Source organism: Paenibacillus sp. MMO-177 (assembly GCF_037147795.1).
Taxonomy (GTDB): domain Bacteria; phylum Bacillota; class Bacilli; order Paenibacillales; family Paenibacillaceae; genus Pristimantibacillus.
Genome location: NZ_JBBCUR010000004.1, coordinates 492,026 through 510,192 on the forward strand (window position 1 = coordinate 492,026; position 18,167 = coordinate 510,192).

Consider the following 18,167-nt stretch of genomic DNA (forward strand, 5'->3'; position numbering starts at 1 on the left):
TATACTGAGTAAACTGATTATTTCGTTCATTCAAGCAAACATTCCTCCGGAGGAAATTCAACAAATCCCTCAATGCTTGGCTGTCTTAGCGAACCGCCTTCCGTCCACTCGGCAAATTTAATCTTGACCGTCTTTTCCGGCCGTACCCAGATGACATCCCTGTGGCGTTGCGGGAGTTTAGCAAATGGGAGACGGGCAGTAACGATTCCCTTCAATTCTTCAGTCAGCTCTCTCCAGTCGTTAACCGTCATTTTTCCTGTACCGGTATGTCCCACATAATGCAGTCTTCCATCCGAATCGTACAATCCGAGCAAAATGGAATTAACGGTGTTATGGTTAAGAGTAAAACCGCCAATGACAGCGATGAGATCCTGAAAGTTTTTCACCTTAAGCCAGTCTTCCCTTTTCTTGCCGATCGCATAGGAGGAATTTATCCTTTTAAGCACAATCCCTTCCATTTGCTGCTGCTTTACTACGTCAAATAAGCTTTGGGTGGGGCTGACTGACGGAACGAGCTGAATATGTTTATTTGGCGCTATGATTTCAGATAATAACTCGGCTCTCTCATGAAACGGTTTGTCGTGAATCCACATGCCATTGAGGTAGATAATATCGAAAATCATATAAAAGATCGGCACCGTCTCCACAGCTCTTCCTATACGCTCGCTATTTCTTACGCCATCCCGCCTCATCACCCGCTGAAAGGAAGGCTTGCCATGCTCGCCTAAAGATATTACCTCACCGTCCAAAATGACGGATTGGCTGCTGCAATACTCGCGAAGGTGTGCAATCTCCGGATAATGCATCGTCCTTTCATTCTTTTTGCGGTTAAATAGCCTAACCTCACCTTGATCCGCATAGGTTAAAACCCGGACACCATCCCACTTCACCTGCGCGATCCACTCTTCCCCCGTTGGAATCGCTGCGCTGGCCATGGGCTCCATCGGTAAAATAGGTTCCACGCTGATCACTCCGATTTTTGGATAATACATAGTTTGAGCCAAACGGATTGAAAATATAGAGAAAATACAGGGGGGCTTTGGGTGGAGGAAGTCGTTGTCGACGGCAAAAGGATTGCCATTACGCATCCCGACCGCATCATCTGGGAGTCGCAGAGGATATCAAAGATCGACTATATTCATTATTTAATCGGCGTGTCGCCCTACATGATTCAGCAGAGCAAATGCCGGAGAAGGTTACTCTAGAAAGAGTCGTTTCAAAAAGAGGAGACAAGCTTTATTTCGATTACATGCAGCTGTGGAGAGGTAGAACCATGCCTGTCGTATACTCCCCGAGAGCCAAACAGCATGCAACCGTTGCAGCCCCGTTGGCATGGCCGGAGCTGGCGGAAGGGATTCAGCCTTCGGACTATACGATGTTGAATATAGCGGGAAGAATAAGCGAAAAAGGGGATTTGTTTCAGCCTCTGACAACCAACAAACAGAATCAATCCCTTCATGAGATTCTAGCGTTTATTGAAAGAAACAATGGATAAGGCCATCCTTCGACGGACGCTACTCTCTTCGATGCCGTTTTATTGGTAAGCAGCGAGTCTACGAGCTTTTATTAACGGAATCGCACAGGGCCGTTTCTGGAAACGACAGCTGTAAGTCCAATCTAATAAGAAAACCGGTTTGTTGGAATACTCTTTATGGATCATGCAGGAGGTGAATGTACAGTGAGCACTAAGGCAAAGCCCGATAATAACACCCCAAAGAGCAGCCCGTCACGGTCTAACGACCCGAACGATCAAGGAAAACCTAAGATGCAAAATAATTCGAAGTAAAGCGCAACGCATTACAAAACCCGGTCTAAAAGACCGGGTTTTACTGTATGACAATATGCAGTATTCCAGCTTAAATCTGTGCTTCAACGCCGTGATCCGAAACGATGGAAACTGGCTTTACCAAAGCTTTCTTCTCCCAAGCTCTGCTTCTCCAGCGAAGCAGCATCATAACCCCGCGCAGCCATTCGTCCACCGTAAAAGCAATCCATATGCCAAGCAGGCCGATTCCGAAATGAACGCCCAGCAAATAAGCAAGCGGAACGGAGACTCCCCACATGGAGATGACACCCGCTAAGACAGGGAATCGCGCATCCCCGGCGGCACGCAGCGAATTGATGATAACCATATTAAAGGTTCGGCCGGGTTCAAGTATGATGGATAGCAAAAAAATACCCGCTCCCGCAGCGATGATATCAGGATCCTTAGTAAACAATCCAATCAACTCATGCCGGAATATGGCCGCTACGCCAACGACAGCTATGGTTAACAAGAAGCTGATCCTTACGCTTTTCATCAGTCTGCGGTAGGCTTCCTTCATTTCTCCGGCACCGACCATTTGACCAACGATAATCTCCGTCCCCATCCCTATCGCTAGCGCTAGCGCCATAAAATAGTTGGATACATTCATGACATAAACATGCGTATTTAACGCAGTAATACCAATCATATTGACGAAACCGATGATCATCAAGTATTGCGACTGATAAGAGAGATGCTCCCCCGCGGCAGGCAAGCCGATGCTCAGGATTTTTTTGGCGTAAGAACCGTTCCAGCTCACGTAATCCTTCCTTTGAATCGGTGCGGCAATTCGGCGGTACAAAAGGATAAATAGAACCACGATGCCAAGCAAACGGCTTACGACCGTTGATATAGCCGCTCCCGTAACCCCCCATTCCGGGAAGCCCAGGTTGCCGAAGATAAGCAAATAATTCCCTCCCATATGAAGGAGGTTGACGCCTAGCGTTACAAACATCACGCTCTTCGTGTTTCCGCTCGAACGGATGACCGACGAGACCGCGTAAGAAAGCGCCTCGACCCAAATAAATCCGCCGATAATCTTTAAGTAATGGTTCGCTATTCCGATTTGTTCGGGGTTCAAATTCAGCAGTCGCAATAGCGATTCTCCAAAACTTACAAGAACGATGCTGACGAGGATTCCGAAAATCAGGTTCATCGAGATGGCCATCGCCGAAATGCGGCTTGCTTCTTTCGCCCGCCCGGCGCCGATATACTGGGATACCGCGACGCTGGTGCCTATGCCGACAAAGCCGAACATCATAATGCAAAAATAAATAATTTCGTTGGCTAAGCCTACTGCACCCGTTGCCTTGTCGGAGATACGGCTTAACATAAACACGTCAACCGTGCCCAGCAGCATTCGCAGTACCGAGTCTACGAAAATGGGCCAGGTCACGGCATAAAGACTTAGCTTCTTCCATGATGGAGTATGGTCTGATAAGGTCACGTTTGCAAGCTCCTACAATGTTTATTCTCTGTCGCCTTCCCTAGTGTAGCGCCCGCAAGTCGATACGTCTATGGGGGATGTCGTGTTAAAAAAGTAAAAGCGCCCAATACGGACTGTCGGCAAAAAACACAATCTATCAATCTATTAATTTTGCCCAATCATTCTCTATGAATCTATCATAAATTGGAGCATCAAATAAAAGGAGTTGATATTATGGTACGAATCCTTGATAAAGCGGCCGTCCAGCCGCTTCGTCGCTTTAACCCGGCCAAATCGTTTACTATTCTGCGTTCCCCGCAAAAATCTGGAATCGCAACAATCCCAATACGGATTCCAGCAAATTCCCAACCGAACCGGGTAGATTTGGTAGCAACCGTTGGCGTCAGAGGTGTCACAGGCATTGGGCAAATTCTCTTCAGAGTCTTCCGCGGCAATAAAGAAATTTTCAACACGCTGCAGGGTATCGAATCTACGGGTTCAGAGCAAAATTATGTCGTTACTTTCCAAGCTGAAGACAGAAATGTCAAAGCAGGTACTCATGCTTACACGGTCACCGCAGAAAACCGTACTGCCAATACAAGAGTAGACGTTGTAGGACCGATATCATTCAGTGGGTTAGCGGTTAAAACCAGAAACTAACATCGCCTCTTAATCATCGGCGTCACGCCTAACTCTCAAAGGCGGTTCAAGCACGAAAAACAAAAACCAGAGCACCTCAATAAGAGGTGCTCTGGTTATATTACGGTAAGTACATATGCTTGCCTCGCTATCCTTTTCTCGGAAGCGTTACCTCGACCTTCGTCCCTGCGCCGATTTTGGAATGAATCCGGATTGTGCCGCGGTGGGCGTCGACGATCCAGCGCGCAATGGAAAGGCCAAGACCGGTTCCTCCTTGGGCGCGCGAACGCATCTTGTCTCCCCGGTAGAACCGTTCAAAGACGTGGGGCAGATCTTCCTCTGGAATACCGCAGCCGGTATCCGACACGCTCAGGTAGACCGAGTGCGATTGCAATCGGCAAACCGCCTCGATCCGGCCCGATGCCGGCGTGTACTTTAACGCGTTATCCAGCACAATAATAAGCAATTGGCGAAGACGGCCTTCGTCCGCCGGGATAACGAGAGGGCCTTCCGTCTGTACCTCGATCTCTATCCCCTTGGTATCCGCCAGGAATCGGAACTGCTCCGCAACCTCGGTCAGGAGCGAATCGATCGCAACGTCGGACTGCAGTATCTGAAGCTGATTCGAGTCGGAACGGGCCAAGGTGAGAAGATCGTCCACCAGCTTGCCCATTCGTTTGGTCTCTTGCAGGATGACGGCGATATTGGAGCTCTCCCGTTCGATAGAATGATCGGGATGCCGGAGCAGCAGTTCCGTCCGGGCACGAATGACAGCCGTCGGCGTGCGCAATTCGTGGGAGGCGTCCGCAACGAAGCGCTGCTGCTTGTCCCACGAACGGCGAATAGGAATAAGCGCCCGCGCCGCCAAGAAATACCCCGCCAGCACGGAAATGACAACGCCGCCCGCCATGCCTCCGGAGATGTCCAGCAGTAGCGATCGCAAGGTTCCTTCCACGTCGTTGAGGCTTAAGACGACAGTGACCGATTTCGTGCCCGAGCTGGCATCGGCGGCGGATAGCTCAAACGTCAACGTGCGAAAGCGGTCATTGCCCGACTTCACGGACCGAATAAGCTCATCCGCCTCGGAGCCCTTTAACGCGTAGGCTGTCGCTTCGTCAAAGCTTAAGCGGGGCGATTGCCCGATCAGCCTTCCTTGCTCATCCCAGAACAAGTAAGTGGTCCTCTCGTCCTGTTGCGGATCCAAATGACTGGAGCGTATCAGCTCTTCCAGCTTATGAAACGACCGGATCCTTGACATCGACTGCTGAAGAACTTCGTTCGTATCGTGATACAGCCTCTGTCTCATGTGCACGTACAACAAGGAGCTCATCAGCACCAGGACGAGGAGAAACACGGCAGCGTTCAGAACGGCGAGACGGCGGCGGGTATGATTAAACATCCTGATCACCCGAGAACAAGTAGCCGATTCCTCTTACGGTTCGCAGAATCGTACCTGCCCCCAATGCGGCAAGCTTCTTGCGGAGATGATGTACGTAGACGTCAACCGCCGTAAGCCCCGAAGACGAATCGAAGCCCCAGACCCGGTCGAAAATTTGCTCCCGGGTGAGAATCCGGCCCACATTGCATAGAAAGTATTCCAGCAATTCGTATTCCTTGACTGTCAGTTGGATCGGAGTTTCTCCGACAAAAGCGGATCTTGTCGGGGGCGACAGCCTTACAGGACCGCATTCCAGATCGCCCTCCTGCCCGATGTTCCCCCTTCTGCGAAGAACGGAACGGGCACGAGCCAATAATTCCGACACGGCAAACGGCTTGGCAACATAATCGTCCGCTCCCGCATCCAGTCCCTCCACCCGATCTTCGACAGCATCGCGGGCAGTGAGCAGAATGATCGGCACATGAACGGACCGGGCTCTCAATCTTTTCACAATCTCGATTCCATTCATGCCGGGCAGCATGACATCGAGCACGATCAAATCGTGAACGCAAGACTCCGCGAGATAATAACCTACATCGCCCGTCTCCGCTCCGTCTGTCGCGAAGCCTTCGTCTTCGAAGACGTCGCGGACGATCCTAAGCAGATCGGCATCATCTTCCACGACAAGCACGCGCATGATCTTTAACTCCTTCCGATCTCCTCCATTTTGGTACCCCCATCTTAACAGAAGATAGCTTTTAATAAAATTTAAATGTTCTCCGTTTAAACTGTTGGACGTGGAGAGAGGAGGCAAGACGATGCCCAAAATAAACAAGAAATGGATCGCGTTATGCACGGCGGCAATCGGCGCCATTTACGCTGTCGAGTACATGACAACAGATCCGCAGTCGTTCGTGCCGGAATTAACGGGGCAAACGTCCGTTCAAGCCGATATTCCAAAGCTCACCCGTCCGTCTAGCAGTCCTGTCCCAGACTACACCGTTCCGAGCAGCCCGTCCAATAGTTCTCCCGCATCGAGCAGTCCATCCGAAAGTACGGCAAAGAAGACGTACAAGGACGGCACATATATAGGAATGGGCAACAATCGCCGAGGCTTCATCGAAGTATCAGTGACGATTAGCAACGATCGGATTACGGATGTTGAGATCAGTAACTTCGGCATGCATTATTCGGAGAGCGACGTTGTTGGCCTCCCTGCCGAAGTATTGCGGAAGCAGAGCGCAACAGTGGACAACGTCTCAGGTGCAACCTATAGCACGGATGCCTTCCGGGACGCCGTGAACGAAGCGTTGTCCCAAGCGAGGAATGCATGATCAGCGGAGGTATACCATGCTTAAAGCCAAACTCATGATGGATACGGTCGTGACCATTGAAGTCGATACCGAGCAGCCTGACGAAGTCGCCGAGGCGGCGGTCCGGCGGGCTTTTGCCGCCTTCCGCCGGGTAGAGGACGCCTGCAGCAGATTCCGCCCCGACAGCGAGCTGATGCTGGCTTGCCGGCAGCCCGGCATTCCGGTTGCGCTTAGCCCTTACGTGTTCGAGCCCCTCAAGATGGCGCTGGAGCTTGCCGAATGGACGAACGGCGTCTTTGATCCCGCCATAGGAAAAACGATGGAGAAGTATGGCTTTAACCGCCATTATCTGACCGGCGATAAGATATCGAGCCCTGTCGCCGAAAGCGCCGCATATACAGATATCAGGCTGGACGAACGAAATCGGACGATGCTGCTTCTGAGGCCTGCCGTGATCGATCTGGGAGCGGTCGCCAAAGGCTTCGCCATTGATTTGGCCGCCGCAGAGCTGCAATCCTTCGAACGTTTCGCCGTAAATGCCGGCGGCGATATCTTCGCCGGAGGTTCGGACCCGCGAAGGAATGTCTGGAGGATCGGCATTCGGCATCCCGAGCGGAAGGACCAGTCTATCCGCATCGTTGAAATTGCCAATGAAGCGGTGTGCACGTCCGGCAGCTACGAACGCAGAAGCGATGTTACGGACGGCATTTCCCATATCGTCAATCCGCGAACAAAGCTTTCACCGGAACACTGGGTAAGCTGCAGCGTGATCGCTCCTTACGCTATGCTGGCCGATGCGTTCTCGACCGCGGCGTTTCTGCACGGGGACGATCAAGCAGCAACGCTTATTGAGCAATCGGGACTAAAAGGCATCCTAATCAATCCCGATTTGCGAATCGTCTCTATCGGAGGTGTCTGAATGAAACTGAAGCAATGGGTTAAATCGCCCAAAGCCTATGTCATATACGTCATGCTAGCCTTTCTAACCATCGCTTCCTTGGCTTCTCACAGCTGGGAAGGCGCAGTGAACGCTCTTATTGCGGTCATCGTGACCATGGCCGTTGACGTCCTGTGCTCGGTTATAGCGAAGCGCAAGAGAATAATGCCTGACGGGGCTGCCATTACCGGACTTATTGTCGCATTGATCCTGAGCATAACTTCACCCTGGTATATTCTTGCGTCGACGTCCGCCATTTCTATATTATCCAAGCATCTAATCACATATAAAAAAAGGCCGATCTTTAATCCGGCTATGTTCGGGCTTTTAGTGTCAGTTCCCCTTTTCCATTCGCAGCAAAGCTGGTGGGGAGCGTTCGGCGATTTATCCGGCTGGTATGTGCCGCTCCTGCTGATCGGCGGGTACTGGGTGACGAGCCGCGTTCAGAAGTTCCCGCAGGTTTTCGCCTTCCTGGGTGTTTATCTCCTTACGCTTTTGGCCATATCACGAGGAATACTGCCGCTGGACGCCGCGGCGCTGCAGGCGGGAGGCTTCTACGATGCGCTGCGGCCCCCGTTCATTAACGCAACGTTGTTCTTCGCCCTGCTTATGCTGACTGACCCGCCCACTTCGCCAGCGAAGACGGGGGACCAGATCGTATTCGGGACGCTTGCGGCACTGGCGGGAGCCATTGTATACGGGATTTCCGGCGGATTGATTTATCTGTTTATTGGACTGCTGATCGGCAACTGCTATCAATGGATAAGGGCCAAGTTCTTTAAACGGATCGTGAAGCCCGGCAACGCGGCAGTCCGAAAGCCCGGCACCTGAACCTCATCGATTCGATTCGCAGCCTTATGACGGAACTTAACGTCATTTAAGCTTTAATAAAGCTTTCATCCATATACTCAGGTTAAGCATTCCATGGAATCACTTGAAGCTTGCACAAATTACAATTGGAGGCAATGACATGACTTTATATACGAAAGTTGATCAGGATACTTGCATCGCATGCGGGGCTTGCGGCGCTACGGCACCGGAGCTTTTCGATTACGACGACGAGGGATTGGCCATGGCCATTTACCGGAACGACCGGAATAGAGGTCTGACGGAAATTCCGGAAAGTCTGCAAGACGATCTTCAGGATGCTTGCGACGGCTGCCCGACTGATTCCATCAAGCTGAGCAGCCGGCCGTTCTGATCATCCGTGCGAATGCCAAATACCCTCATCAAGGAGCGAAAATCATATGAGCGATACAGATATAGTCATTATCGGCGGCGGGCCCGCGGGATTGTTTGCCGCCTTCTACGGAGGGATGAGGAACGCTTCCGTTACGTTGATCGAGAGCTTGCCGCAGCTTGGCGGACAGCTCGCCGCGTTATATCCGGAAAAGTATATTTACGATATCGCGGGATTCCCGAAAGTAACAGCCAAGGAGCTGGCCGAGCGGCTTGATGAGCAAATGCGGCATTTTCCCGTTAACGTGCGGTTGAACGAGCGGGTGCTGCAAGTGAACAAGCTGGCGGAGCGGCAGTTCGAGGTCGTTACCGACCGTGCCGTTCACCACGCGCGTGCGGTCATCATTACGGGCGGGATCGGAATGTTCGAGCCGCGTCGACTCGAAGCGAAGAATTCGGAGGCCTACGAGGAAAATGGACTTCATTACACAGTCGGTGAACTTCGGAGATTTGAAGGCAGGAAGGTGCTCATTAGCGGAGGAGGGGATTCCGCCGTCGATTGGGCGCTGATGCTGGAGCCGATCGCCGAGTCCGTGACGCTTGTGCACCGGCGGGACAAGTTCCGTGCCCACGAGCATTCCGTCCAGAAGCTCCTTGAATCAACCGTTCTAATGAAGACCCCTTGGGAGGTTTTAGGCCTCACGGGAGAAAAGCATCTGGAGCGGGCGCTGCTTCGCAATGTCGTTACCGGAGAGACCGAGGAGATTGCTGTCGACGATGTGGTTGTCAGTCACGGATTCATCTCGGCACCCGGCCCAATCGCCGATTGGGGCCTCGAAATGTCCGGCGGCTCCATCGTCGTCGATTCACGGATGGAGACGAGTATTCCGGGTATCTTTGCAGCCGGCGATATCACCTCGTATCCCGGTAAACTGAAGCTTATCGCGGTCGGCTTCGGCGAAGCCCCGACAGCCGTCAACAACGCGAAGGTATACATCGATCCGTCTGCGAAGCTTTCGCCGGGCCACAGCAGTCATATGCAGCGCTGAAAAATTCAGCCCCTGTTCAGCTGCGGTTCTCCTATGAATAAAGACCATTCTCGCTGTAATACAGCTTGAATGGTCTTTTTGCATGACTGATTGTGCTTCTTACTTTCAATCTTCTATGAACACGAATTAAATTTCAATCCCATATCAAATTCCCCTTCCTCATTTTTGCAATGTATATGATTTGCCCCGTGTGGCTTGGCAAATGTCTGAACTGATGCAGAAGCATTTCTAGCACGGTCGATCTATTGTTCAAGGCTGCAGAGTCAAACGATGGATAATCCAAATACGGCTGTTCAAGCAGTCTTTCAGGGTTTGCCTTCATCATTTCAAGGACTCCAACGATGCTGTCATAGGATTTTTTTGAAATTTCCATCGCCTGCTCTTTCGTCATCTGTAAACCGCGATCGAATTCGATATTCATATACTCGTTTAATGGAGCACCGAAATAGGCAGCGTCAAACCAATAACGTACTGCCCCTGAAATATGCGCTATCAAATTCGCGATACTGTTACACTCTGGCGTAGGTGACCAGACGAGGTCTTCCTCGGATAACTGCTCAATCACCTTGCGGGTCCACTTCTGATCCGCCTTGTATTTAATTAATAGATGGTCAATCACAATATTCACACTGTCCAAAATCCCCCCGCCTCCCATAGTTAATTAAGATAGAAGTTGCCGATTAGCCAATTAACCCGTACTCCTCATTCGGGCGACGAATGGGCGGCCCGCCAGGAGTCAAGCTGCTTCTGTACCTCGGCCCGCACCTCGTCGATGCCCGCCTGCCGAAGCTCCTGATTAAAATTCGGCAGCACCGAAGCGACATCCACGCTGCCCGTCATCAGGCTGGGAAAGTATTTCTCCCAGACCATCTGAATGTTCTGCATCTGGATCGGCATCCGTGATAAGTCCGGAGTAAAACCCAGCGTATTCGATACAACCGCTTCCTTGTTGCTGGCGCGGAATTGATTCCATTTGTCCAAGGGATCCGGGTATTCTCCTCCCATGGTCTTCAAGATGAACCAATTGCCTTGGGTGTACTGCACGCCTCCATAGCTTGGCTGCGCGTCCGGGATCGGATTGCCGTTTTTGTCCTTGGGCGGAATGGGCACCACTTGGCCATTACGATCCAAGATGTAGTGCACGCCTTCGATTCCGAAATTGAACAGATTGCGCACCTCGGGGTCCGTGTTCAGCAGATTGAGAAACTTTACGGCCTCGACGGGATGCTTCGTTTCCGCACTGACCGCCATAATTCCACCCCGAATGGATTCCGTCGTGATCAATGCCGGGGTTACCGGGTAAGCCACCAGCTTGTAACCGCGATCCTTGCTCCAGCTATTTTCCGCCAGCGGTCCTCCCCCCGCAGCTTTCCAGAAGACCAGCGCGCCCCGCTTCAGTCCTTCGGTTTCCCGCATGGCCGCATCCTCGTTGATATAGCCCTCCACATAGTAGCGTCGAAGAAGGTCCAGTACTTTTCGGGCTTCGTCGGTTTCGAAAATATTCACGACCGGAGAATCCGGATCCAGAACATTCCTCATTAGCGGAAGCGTTTTATCCGATACGTATTCATAGCCGTCCAAGGCAAAGAAGTTTTGAGATTCCTTATCGAGCTCCATCGGCAGATAAGCGGGCTCCTTCTCTTTGATCATCCGTAACAGCGGTTCGAGGGAAGCCAGCGTTGTGTACTTCGAGATATCGATACGGTACTTCTTCACTAGCGCATCCGGGTACATCCACTGGTCGCGCACGGCTAATTCTTTATTGGTCGGCACGCCGTAGATGCCGCCGTCATCCATACGTACGCCTTGCCAGAAAATAGGATCGATTGCATCATACATATCCTTTCCCACTTTCGACAGATAGTCGTTCAGCCTCAGCCAAGCGCCGCGCTGCGCGTAATTGGCGTACTCCGGCGCAAAAGCGATGTCAAAGGGTGTTCCTGCCGACACGAGGGTATTCAGACGCTCCTCGTACTCTTGCCAACCCACTTTGATATACGTAATGGTAACGCCGATTTTCTTGGCCAGGATCTCATTGATCTTGTCATTGACCATCTTAAGGTCCTTGTCTGGGTCGCCGATCGTGTAATAGATCAAATTCACCGTATTACCCGCCACTTCGGCATTCTTTTCATTGCCGGATGCAGAGAAACAGCCGGATATAGGCAGCGTCAACATAATGACGAGTGCGAAGAATGCAAGGAGACGACTCAATTTCCGTTGTTCCCGCATGGCATCGTTATTCCTTTCTCCGTAAATCCGAGGGCGATTTGCCGAAATAAGCATGGAAATGAGAATAGAAATAGTTCAGATTCGGATATCCGACAGAAAACGCGATGCTTATAATTTTCTCGTCCGTGCACTGTATGCGTTCCTGGGCGCGAAGCATTCGGTAAGCCATTAAATATTCCGAGAACTTTTTTTTCGTCTCTTTGAGGAAAAGCTGCCCGAGGTACGTTCCATTCATGCGAAAACGTTCCGCAACCGACTTCAAACTCAGGTTCTGGGCATACTCCGCCTTGACGATGAGCAGAATGCGATTAGTCAGCTTGGACAAGCTGTCATAACGTACGCCGAGTACCGGGTCTATATCCAGGTCGCTGCGAGCCGTATCGGCCAGCTTACCGTTCAGATCTTCGACGATAATCTTCTCGACCAGCTGCTGCAGCTTCGAACGATCGACGGGTTTGAGCAGGTAATCCTTAGCCCCGCAGCGAATCGCCTCCAGCGCATACTGAAACTCGCCATAGCCGCTCATAATAATGTACTTAGAGGGAAGGCGCAGCTCGTTGAGCTTGTGGATGGCGTCATAACCGCGCTGCTTGCCGATGCATACATCGAAGATCGCCAAATCCGGCAAAATTTCCACGGCTTTCGAAATCGCGCCCTCATACGTTTCGCTCGTCTCGATGCGGCCAAAGCCGTATTTCTCCCAATCCAGCGTTCGCTTCATTCCTTCCAAAATCTGCGGCTCGTCATCTACGATCAGCAGCTTGTACATTGTTAGTCGCCTCCTTGGATAGGATTACGGTTATTTTAACGCCGGCTTCCTCGTTATTGTCGATCGTCATGGAGAAGCCTTTCCCATAGAAAAAGCGCAACCGGGTATAAACGTTACGCAGACCAATACTGTCCACCGAGGCGTCGTCGCCTCTGGAGAGCTTTTGCCTGATTTCGGCCAAATGCTCCTCGGAAATCCGATTGCCGTTGTCCACGATCTCCAGCACGAAGCGTGCCTCTTCCTCCCAGCCGTTCACAAGGAGCAGGTTGAACTCGCTCTCCGGGTGAAAGCCATGGATGAAAAAGTTCTCCGCCAGCGGCTGCATCCAGAATTTTACCGTGGGCAAGGAAATTAGTGCGGGATCCACATTAAACTGATAATAAAATCGATCCGGATATTTGAACTCCATAATTTTTAGGTATTTTTGAAGCAAGTTCAGCTCACTGCCAAGCGAAATGATATTCTCGTTTTTCACGATATCGCGGTACAATGCGCCCAAGGTGGCGATGGCGTCGGATGTATGGTCGGCGCTGTTCACCAGGGCTGAGGAACGTATCACCTCAAGCGTATTGTACAAAAAGTGAGGATTAATCTGATGCTGAAGCGCTTTCATTTCAGTTTCTTGCTGTTTGAGTTTTAGAAGATAATTAGTGCGGATATGCCGATCGAGCTGTCGGATCATATCGTCCAATTCCCGGGCGATCATGCCGTATTCGTTCCTTCGGTAGCGAGCCGGGCTAACCGGCGTAAAATCCGCTGTTTTCACGCGTCCGATGGATACGATAATCCGATGCAGGAAGTTCGCGTCCTCGCGCAAATTGTAAACGATGAGCAGCAGGACGCAGATCATCGCGGCCAGTACGATGAGAAACACGATAAGCAGCACATTCGCTTTTTGACGGATCAGCGAGGCCAAATCCACGGTGCTGACGAACCGATAATCGAACTCGCTCGAATGAAACGTCACGAAATAGGCTCGGTCCAGGAATCCCGTCGATAGAAAGCCATGCGTGCGTCCATCCGCCACGATCCGGCGAATCAGCTCCTCCGAGCTGCGGCCGTTGCCGGCGATCAGGTACATGTCTCCGGAATCGCTGACTGCCGCGGCTTCGTCCAGATGGTAATTTTGCACCGTCTTAAAAATCCGGTCGCTGCTGACCAGGAATCGAAATTCGCCCAGCTGGCGGGAAATTTGGTTCGGATCCGACAGTTTCTTGTGATAGACGAATCCTTTTTGGATGGTCTCGCGGAACGCTTCATCGGAGTTTGGCAGACGGAATAGATAACTCGTATTGCCGTTATTGTCGAAGCTCACCACGTTGCCCTCTTGCTCGGTATGCAGGCTGATTTGCGTGATGTCTCCCTTACCCCCGTTGCTTAAGAAAGATTTCATATCGTCGGGAAAGGAGACAAGCGGCCGGTTATATTGGCTGCCCTGCAGCCTGCTTGTCAGATAGCCTTCTGCGTTATTTCCCAAAAAACTGCGAATGTCGGACACCAGCCCGCTGTTGGAATACACTCGCTGCATAAACGCCTCGATACGGTCAGCATCGTACTGGAGGCTGTTTTCGACCCGAGAGAACGCTCCGGTAGCCTCATTTCTGGAATTCCCCACCCATTGGTCCAGCAGTACCGCGCAGGTGATCGCGCCGAGCGCCAGGCCAATGAACACCACAAATACCGCATATGCAATGAATTTGCCGCGATAGATCTTGATTTGCATAAATGAACGCATGCGGCGTCTCCTTTGCAATAGGCTTTTGCCCTACCCCCACTGCTCAAACATATAACGTTGTTATCGGTAAAAGCAATCCTAAATTTCGTGCCAGAAAACCCGAACGGCGATCTCCGTTCGGGTTTTCCGGATGTTGATGACAGACAAGACTTATTTGAAATACGTATCGACTTGCTCTTGAGCGGCCTTCATAATCGTATCCATGCCAGCGGCCTTTAGTTCAGACACAATCTTCGGTACCATCTTCTCCGGATCGGAAGCGCCCGTCAGCAGTTCATACCGGTATTTGTCCCATACCGCTTTCGTATTGGCCACTTCGGTGCTCAGCTTGCTGATGTCCAGCGCAAAGCCCAAGTTCGTGGAGGAAGTCGCCTGATCGTTCAGCTTACGAACTTGATCCCACTGGTCTACCGGAGCGCCTTTCGTTACGGCCAGGTCGAAGAACGTCCCTTGCGTATAAGCGGCAAGCGGCCATGTATCGGACTTGCGCTCAATCACTTTCTCGCCATCCACGTTGTCGTAATCGACGCCCAGCTCGCCGAAGGCCAGCATATTGCGGAGCTTCGGATCCGTATTAACCAGCTGCAAATATTTCAACGCTTCTTTCTTATATTTCGAGTTGGCTGAGATGGCATTAAGAGAGCCTTGAATCGTACTTGTCGTATAAATCGGGCCAAAGATCTGGAACATGTCGTACTTCTCGACACCCTCCGTAATCTGCCAGCTCGCTTCCGCACCCGGGAATGCCTGCGCCGCGAAGAACGGACGGCCTTTGTCCGCTTCCGTTTTCGTCGGTGCGTCCGGATTGATAATGCCGTCTTGGTACCATTGGTGCAGCTGCTTGAGTCCCCCCATGATGTCCGGCTGCTCCAGCACGGAGACAACCTTGCGGGAAGCATCGTCGACCTTCACGCCTATCGGAGCCAAACCAAGCGTCATATCGTCGTAGCCGTTGAAGAATCCGTTAAATCCGTCGCCTTGGGTGAGCGACAGCGGGTAGAAGCTTTTACCCTCGCCTGCCTTCATATCGTGGAACGGTTTGTCTAGGTCTTTCAACGTCTTGATGCCAGCCGTGTCGATGCCGTATTTCTGCACGTACTTGTCGTCGAACACCCAGTATTGGGTCAAAGACGAGTCTTTGTATGTCGGCACGGAATAGATTTTCCCTCCGATTTTTGTTCCATCCCACACCTTCTGAGGAATCAGCTTGTAGAGATCGGGCGATTCGCTTTGCACCAAGTCGGTTAGGTCGGCAAACGCACCCATGGTCACTTGCTGGCTATACTTGGAGTTATTCGTAAACATGATGTCGAACGGTTCGCCGGTATTCACGATCGTATTGATCTTCGTATCCCAGTCGCCCCAGCTTGCTACCTTAATGTCGATTTTCACGCCGATCTTCTCGGCTGTGTATTCGTTCATCGCGGCAATCGCTTTATCGAAGTTGGCGGGAGTCTGTCCGCCGATCGTCCACCATACCAGCGTAGGCACATCGCCAGAATCAGCCGGCTTGCTTGTTTCCGTCTGCGCGCTTGCCGTCGCGTTCGAAGGCGTGCTGGTGCTTGAATCGGAATTGGAATTCGAGTTGCCGCAGCCTGCAAGAGCGGTTGTCAAAAGTGCCACGGCACTCATAGCAAGCCATTTTTTCTTCGTCCTTTTCATGTACATTTCCTCCCTTTTATATAGCCCTCTTCATTCCCACCGTCTGCATTGCATCGGTGGATATCATAAACCGGACGAATCCGAGTTTATTTCGAGTTAACCTTTCACGGCGCCTACCGTCAGACCGGAAATAAAGTATTTCTGGAAGAACGGGTAAGCAACGGCCACGGGAACCACGATGACAATGGCAACGGCCATGCGTGCCGATTCCTTGGGCATGGTTGCGACAAGTTCCGCATAACTGATGCCCATGCTGGAAGCATTTTTCGCCAGGGCGTCCACGTTAGTCATCAAGCTGTTCAAGAGCGCCTGCAGCGAGTACAAGTTCTGGTTATCAATGTACAGCATGGATTGGAACCAATCGTTCCAATAGGCGAAGCAGAGGAACAATCCAATGGTGGCCAGAACCGGCAGAGAAATCGGCAGCACGATCGAGAAGTAAATGCGCAATTGGCTCGAGCCGTCAATCTCGGCGGATTCGATTAGCGCGTCCGGGATCGTGCTTCGGAAGAAGGTTTTGCAAATGATCACGTTGAAGGAGGAGACGGCCAGCGGCAGAATGAGCGCCCACACCGTATCTTTCAGGCCCAGCATATTCGAATTGATATAGTAGCTGGACACCAAGCCTCCGTTAAACACCATCGGAATGAATACAATCCAGGTCAGAAGCCCTTTCAGCTTGTAATTCGGCCGGGAAAGGACGTATCCCATCGACGTTGTAAGCATCACGCCAATCACGGTACCGAGGGCGGTAACGAGCACGGAGATGCCGAGCGCCTTCGTGATCATCGTCCCTTGCTGCGCGATATAGCGATAAGCATCACCGGAGAATGCCGTCGGGAAAAGATGATACCCGCTGCTGCGAATAGAATCCTCGCTGGTCAGCGATATGGACAACACCACAAGGACGGGTATAAGGCAAAGCAGCGCCAATACGATAAAAATCAAATGGAAAACCACGTTCGTGCCGGTTCGGATCCGGTTGAACTTGTCCAGACCCGTGTCGAATTTCGCTCTTGATGACATACCCGCTTCCCCCTTTACATCATTGCGCTCTCTCGGTCTACGAGACGAACAACCCAGTTGGCAATCAGAATGGTCACGCAGCCCATCACGGATTGCAAGAATGCAGAAGCCGATGCCATGCCGAGCGTTGCGGACTTGAGCTGCTTATACACAAGGACGTCAATCGTGGTCGCTACATTAAACAACGAGTTGGAATCCCGCGGCACTTGGAAGAATAAGCCGAAGTCGGTGTAGAAGATGCGGCCAACGGCCAAGATGAACATCATCACGATAACCAGCTTCATAAGCGGAAGCGTAAGGTAGCGCGCTTGCTGCCACTTGGATGCCCCGTCGATGACGGCAGCCTCGTAATACGTGTTGTCGATGCCGGCAATGGTCGCCAAGTAGACCACCATGCCGTACCCCAGACCCTTCCATACGTTCATGAATACCAGGAAGTACGGCCAATATTTCGGCTCCATATACCAGTTCACCGGATCGCTGCCGAGGACGGCCAGAAATTGATTGGCGATCCCTTTATCGAAGCTTAGAAACGCCCATACAATGGCGGAAACCACGACCCAGGAGAGGAAGTACGGCAAGAACATCAACGTTTGATAGATTTTGCCGGCCTTGCCGCTATGCAGTTGACCGATCATCAGGGCTAACGTGACGGGGACCGCAATGCTCAGCACGATAAAAATCAGATTGTAGCCTAGCGTATTGCGGATCACGACCCAGGCATCGTTCGACTTGAACAGGAATTCGAAATTTTTGAAGCCGGTCCAATCGCTGTTGATGACGTTGCTCAGGAAACCGCCGTGGATCTTGAAATCTTTGAAGGCAATAATAAGGCCGAACATTGGCAAGAAACAAAACAAGATATACCAGATGGTCGTTGGTAAGGCCAGAAGCGTCAGTTCGGTATCCTGTGTGCGCCAGCGTGTTCGCAAGCGTCTTCGCCCGCTCTTCATGTCCATGTTCGCCACTCCTTACGTTTGTTTGCTTTCAGCATGTACGCGCTTTTAGCCACCGTAAG

At 51.5% G+C, this 18,167-nt stretch carries 19 protein-coding genes; 8 read left to right on the top strand and 11 right to left on the bottom strand.

Going from position 1 to position 18,167, the window contains the following annotated elements:
• Positions 1-26: 26 nt before the first annotated feature.
• Positions 27-962 carry a non-homologous end-joining DNA ligase gene (gene ligD / locus WFK81_RS17765; RefSeq protein ID WP_336787728.1) on the bottom strand — a complete coding sequence of 312 codons (936 nt, stop codon included), beginning with the start codon at positions 960-962 and terminating at the stop codon, positions 27-29.
• A gap of 81 nt (positions 963-1,043) precedes the next feature.
• Between ligD (WFK81_RS17765) and WFK81_RS17770 the strand changes: the two genes are divergently transcribed.
• Together WFK81_RS17770 and ligD (WFK81_RS17775) are read left to right on the top strand one after the other, a co-directional pair.
• The gene (locus WFK81_RS17770) at positions 1,044-1,205 is read left to right on the top strand and encodes a hypothetical protein (RefSeq protein WP_336787729.1); all 162 of its coding nucleotides are present in this window, start codon (positions 1,044-1,046) and stop codon (positions 1,203-1,205) included.
• Positions 1,184-1,495, top strand: a complete 312-nt coding sequence (ligD, locus tag WFK81_RS17775) for a non-homologous end-joining DNA ligase LigD (RefSeq protein ID WP_336787730.1) — start codon at positions 1,184-1,186, stop codon at positions 1,493-1,495. Before WFK81_RS17770 ends, ligD (WFK81_RS17775) begins: the two co-directional genes overlap by 22 nt.
• A gap of 361 nt (positions 1,496-1,856) precedes the next feature.
• Here the strand turns inward: ligD (WFK81_RS17775) and WFK81_RS17780 are convergent, their stop codons facing one another.
• On the bottom strand, positions 1,857-3,251 hold the full coding sequence (locus tag WFK81_RS17780) for an MATE family efflux transporter (RefSeq protein WP_336787731.1): 1,395 nt from the start codon (positions 3,249-3,251) through the stop codon (positions 1,857-1,859).
• Between the two features lie 213 nt (positions 3,252-3,464).
• On the opposite strand from WFK81_RS17780, the gene WFK81_RS17785 reads away from it, so the two are divergent.
• A complete protein-coding gene (locus WFK81_RS17785; RefSeq protein WP_336787732.1) occupies positions 3,465-3,890 on the top strand; it encodes an exosporium protein C in 426 nt (141 codons plus the stop codon).
• 127 nt (positions 3,891-4,017) lie between these two features.
• Here the strand turns inward: WFK81_RS17785 and WFK81_RS17790 are convergent, their stop codons facing one another.
• Both WFK81_RS17790 and WFK81_RS17795 read right to left on the bottom strand, forming a co-directional pair.
• Entirely contained in the window at positions 4,018-5,268 is a 1,251-nt protein-coding gene (locus WFK81_RS17790) for a sensor histidine kinase (RefSeq protein ID WP_336787733.1), read from the bottom strand.
• On the bottom strand, positions 5,261-5,944 hold the full coding sequence (locus WFK81_RS17795; RefSeq protein ID WP_336787734.1) for a response regulator transcription factor: 684 nt from the start codon (positions 5,942-5,944) through the stop codon (positions 5,261-5,263). The genes WFK81_RS17790 and WFK81_RS17795 overlap by 8 nt, the downstream gene beginning before the upstream one ends.
• Positions 5,945-6,065: 121 nt before the next feature.
• Between WFK81_RS17795 and WFK81_RS17800 the strand changes: the two genes are divergently transcribed.
• The 5 genes from WFK81_RS17800 (at position 6,066) to WFK81_RS17820 (ending at position 9,725) form a co-directional block, all read left to right on the top strand.
• A complete protein-coding gene (locus WFK81_RS17800; protein WP_336787735.1) occupies positions 6,066-6,581 on the top strand; it encodes an FMN-binding protein in 516 nt (171 codons plus the stop codon).
• Between the two features lie 16 nt (positions 6,582-6,597).
• Complete coding sequence (locus WFK81_RS17805) at positions 6,598-7,479, top strand: FAD:protein FMN transferase (RefSeq protein ID WP_336787736.1); 882 nt, start codon at positions 6,598-6,600, stop codon at positions 7,477-7,479.
• Positions 7,480-8,328 (top strand): RnfABCDGE type electron transport complex subunit D, encoded by an 849-nt coding sequence (locus WFK81_RS17810; protein WP_336787737.1) that lies wholly within the window; start codon positions 7,480-7,482, stop codon positions 8,326-8,328.
• A 139-nt stretch (positions 8,329-8,467) separates the two neighbouring features.
• Positions 8,468-8,698, top strand: coding sequence for a ferredoxin (locus WFK81_RS17815; protein WP_336787738.1), 231 nt, complete (start codon positions 8,468-8,470; stop codon positions 8,696-8,698).
• A 46-nt stretch (positions 8,699-8,744) separates the two neighbouring features.
• A complete protein-coding gene (locus tag WFK81_RS17820) occupies positions 8,745-9,725 on the top strand; it encodes an NAD(P)/FAD-dependent oxidoreductase (protein WP_336787739.1) in 981 nt (326 codons plus the stop codon).
• A 133-nt stretch (positions 9,726-9,858) separates the two neighbouring features.
• On the opposite strand, the gene WFK81_RS17825 is transcribed toward WFK81_RS17820, so the two are convergent.
• The 7 genes from WFK81_RS17825 to WFK81_RS17855 all read right to left on the bottom strand — a co-directional run bounded on the left by WFK81_RS17825 (position 9,859) and on the right by WFK81_RS17855 (position 18,108).
• Positions 9,859-10,353 (bottom strand): DinB family protein, encoded by a 495-nt coding sequence (locus WFK81_RS17825; protein ID WP_336787817.1) that lies wholly within the window; start codon positions 10,351-10,353, stop codon positions 9,859-9,861.
• A gap of 74 nt (positions 10,354-10,427) precedes the next feature.
• On the bottom strand, positions 10,428-11,957 hold the full coding sequence (locus tag WFK81_RS17830; RefSeq protein WP_336787740.1) for an ABC transporter substrate-binding protein: 1,530 nt from the start codon (positions 11,955-11,957) through the stop codon (positions 10,428-10,430).
• 7 nt (positions 11,958-11,964) lie between these two features.
• The gene (locus WFK81_RS17835; RefSeq protein ID WP_336787741.1) at positions 11,965-12,726 is read right to left on the bottom strand and encodes a response regulator transcription factor; all 762 of its coding nucleotides are present in this window, start codon (positions 12,724-12,726) and stop codon (positions 11,965-11,967) included.
• Positions 12,701-14,461 carry a sensor histidine kinase gene (locus tag WFK81_RS17840; RefSeq protein ID WP_336787742.1) on the bottom strand — a complete coding sequence of 587 codons (1,761 nt, stop codon included), beginning with the start codon at positions 14,459-14,461 and terminating at the stop codon, positions 12,701-12,703. Before WFK81_RS17840 ends, WFK81_RS17835 begins: the two co-directional genes overlap by 26 nt.
• A gap of 150 nt (positions 14,462-14,611) precedes the next feature.
• Positions 14,612-16,123 (bottom strand): ABC transporter substrate-binding protein, encoded by a 1,512-nt coding sequence (locus tag WFK81_RS17845; RefSeq protein WP_336787743.1) that lies wholly within the window; start codon positions 16,121-16,123, stop codon positions 14,612-14,614.
• Positions 16,124-16,219: 96 nt separating this feature from the next.
• On the bottom strand, positions 16,220-17,149 hold the full coding sequence (locus WFK81_RS17850; RefSeq protein WP_336776231.1) for a carbohydrate ABC transporter permease: 930 nt from the start codon (positions 17,147-17,149) through the stop codon (positions 16,220-16,222).
• Between the two features lie 14 nt (positions 17,150-17,163).
• Positions 17,164-18,108 (bottom strand): ABC transporter permease, encoded by a 945-nt coding sequence (locus tag WFK81_RS17855; protein WP_336787744.1) that lies wholly within the window; start codon positions 18,106-18,108, stop codon positions 17,164-17,166.
• Between the last annotated feature and the right edge of the window lie 59 nt (positions 18,109-18,167).

Coding starts and splice junctions, on each gene's coding strand:
- WFK81_RS17785 (WP_336787732.1), top strand. CDS start 3,465: ATGGTACGAATCCTTGATAAAGCGGCCGTCCAGCCGCTTCGTCGCTTT.
- WFK81_RS17790 (WP_336787733.1), bottom strand. CDS start 5,268: ATGTTTAATCATACCCGCCGCCGTCTCGCCGTTCTGAACGCTGCCGTG.
- WFK81_RS17810 (WP_336787737.1), top strand. CDS start 7,480: ATGAAACTGAAGCAATGGGTTAAATCGCCCAAAGCCTATGTCATATAC.
- WFK81_RS17830 (WP_336787740.1), bottom strand. CDS start 11,957: ATGCGGGAACAACGGAAATTGAGTCGTCTCCTTGCATTCTTCGCACTC.
- ligD (WP_336787730.1), top strand. CDS start 1,184: ATGCCGGAGAAGGTTACTCTAGAAAGAGTCGTTTCAAAAAGAGGAGAC.
- WFK81_RS17845 (WP_336787743.1), bottom strand. CDS start 16,123: ATGAAAAGGACGAAGAAAAAATGGCTTGCTATGAGTGCCGTGGCACTT.
- WFK81_RS17850 (WP_336776231.1), bottom strand. CDS start 17,149: ATGTCATCAAGAGCGAAATTCGACACGGGTCTGGACAAGTTCAACCGG.
- WFK81_RS17840 (WP_336787742.1), bottom strand. CDS start 14,461: ATGCGTTCATTTATGCAAATCAAGATCTATCGCGGCAAATTCATTGCA.
- WFK81_RS17820 (WP_336787739.1), top strand. CDS start 8,745: ATGAGCGATACAGATATAGTCATTATCGGCGGCGGGCCCGCGGGATTG.
- WFK81_RS17800 (WP_336787735.1), top strand. CDS start 6,066: ATGCCCAAAATAAACAAGAAATGGATCGCGTTATGCACGGCGGCAATC.
- WFK81_RS17835 (WP_336787741.1), bottom strand. CDS start 12,726: ATGTACAAGCTGCTGATCGTAGATGACGAGCCGCAGATTTTGGAAGGA.
- WFK81_RS17805 (WP_336787736.1), top strand. CDS start 6,598: ATGCTTAAAGCCAAACTCATGATGGATACGGTCGTGACCATTGAAGTC.
- WFK81_RS17855 (WP_336787744.1), bottom strand. CDS start 18,108: ATGGACATGAAGAGCGGGCGAAGACGCTTGCGAACACGCTGGCGCACA.
- WFK81_RS17815 (WP_336787738.1), top strand. CDS start 8,468: ATGACTTTATATACGAAAGTTGATCAGGATACTTGCATCGCATGCGGG.
- WFK81_RS17795 (WP_336787734.1), bottom strand. CDS start 5,944: ATGCGCGTGCTTGTCGTGGAAGATGATGCCGATCTGCTTAGGATCGTC.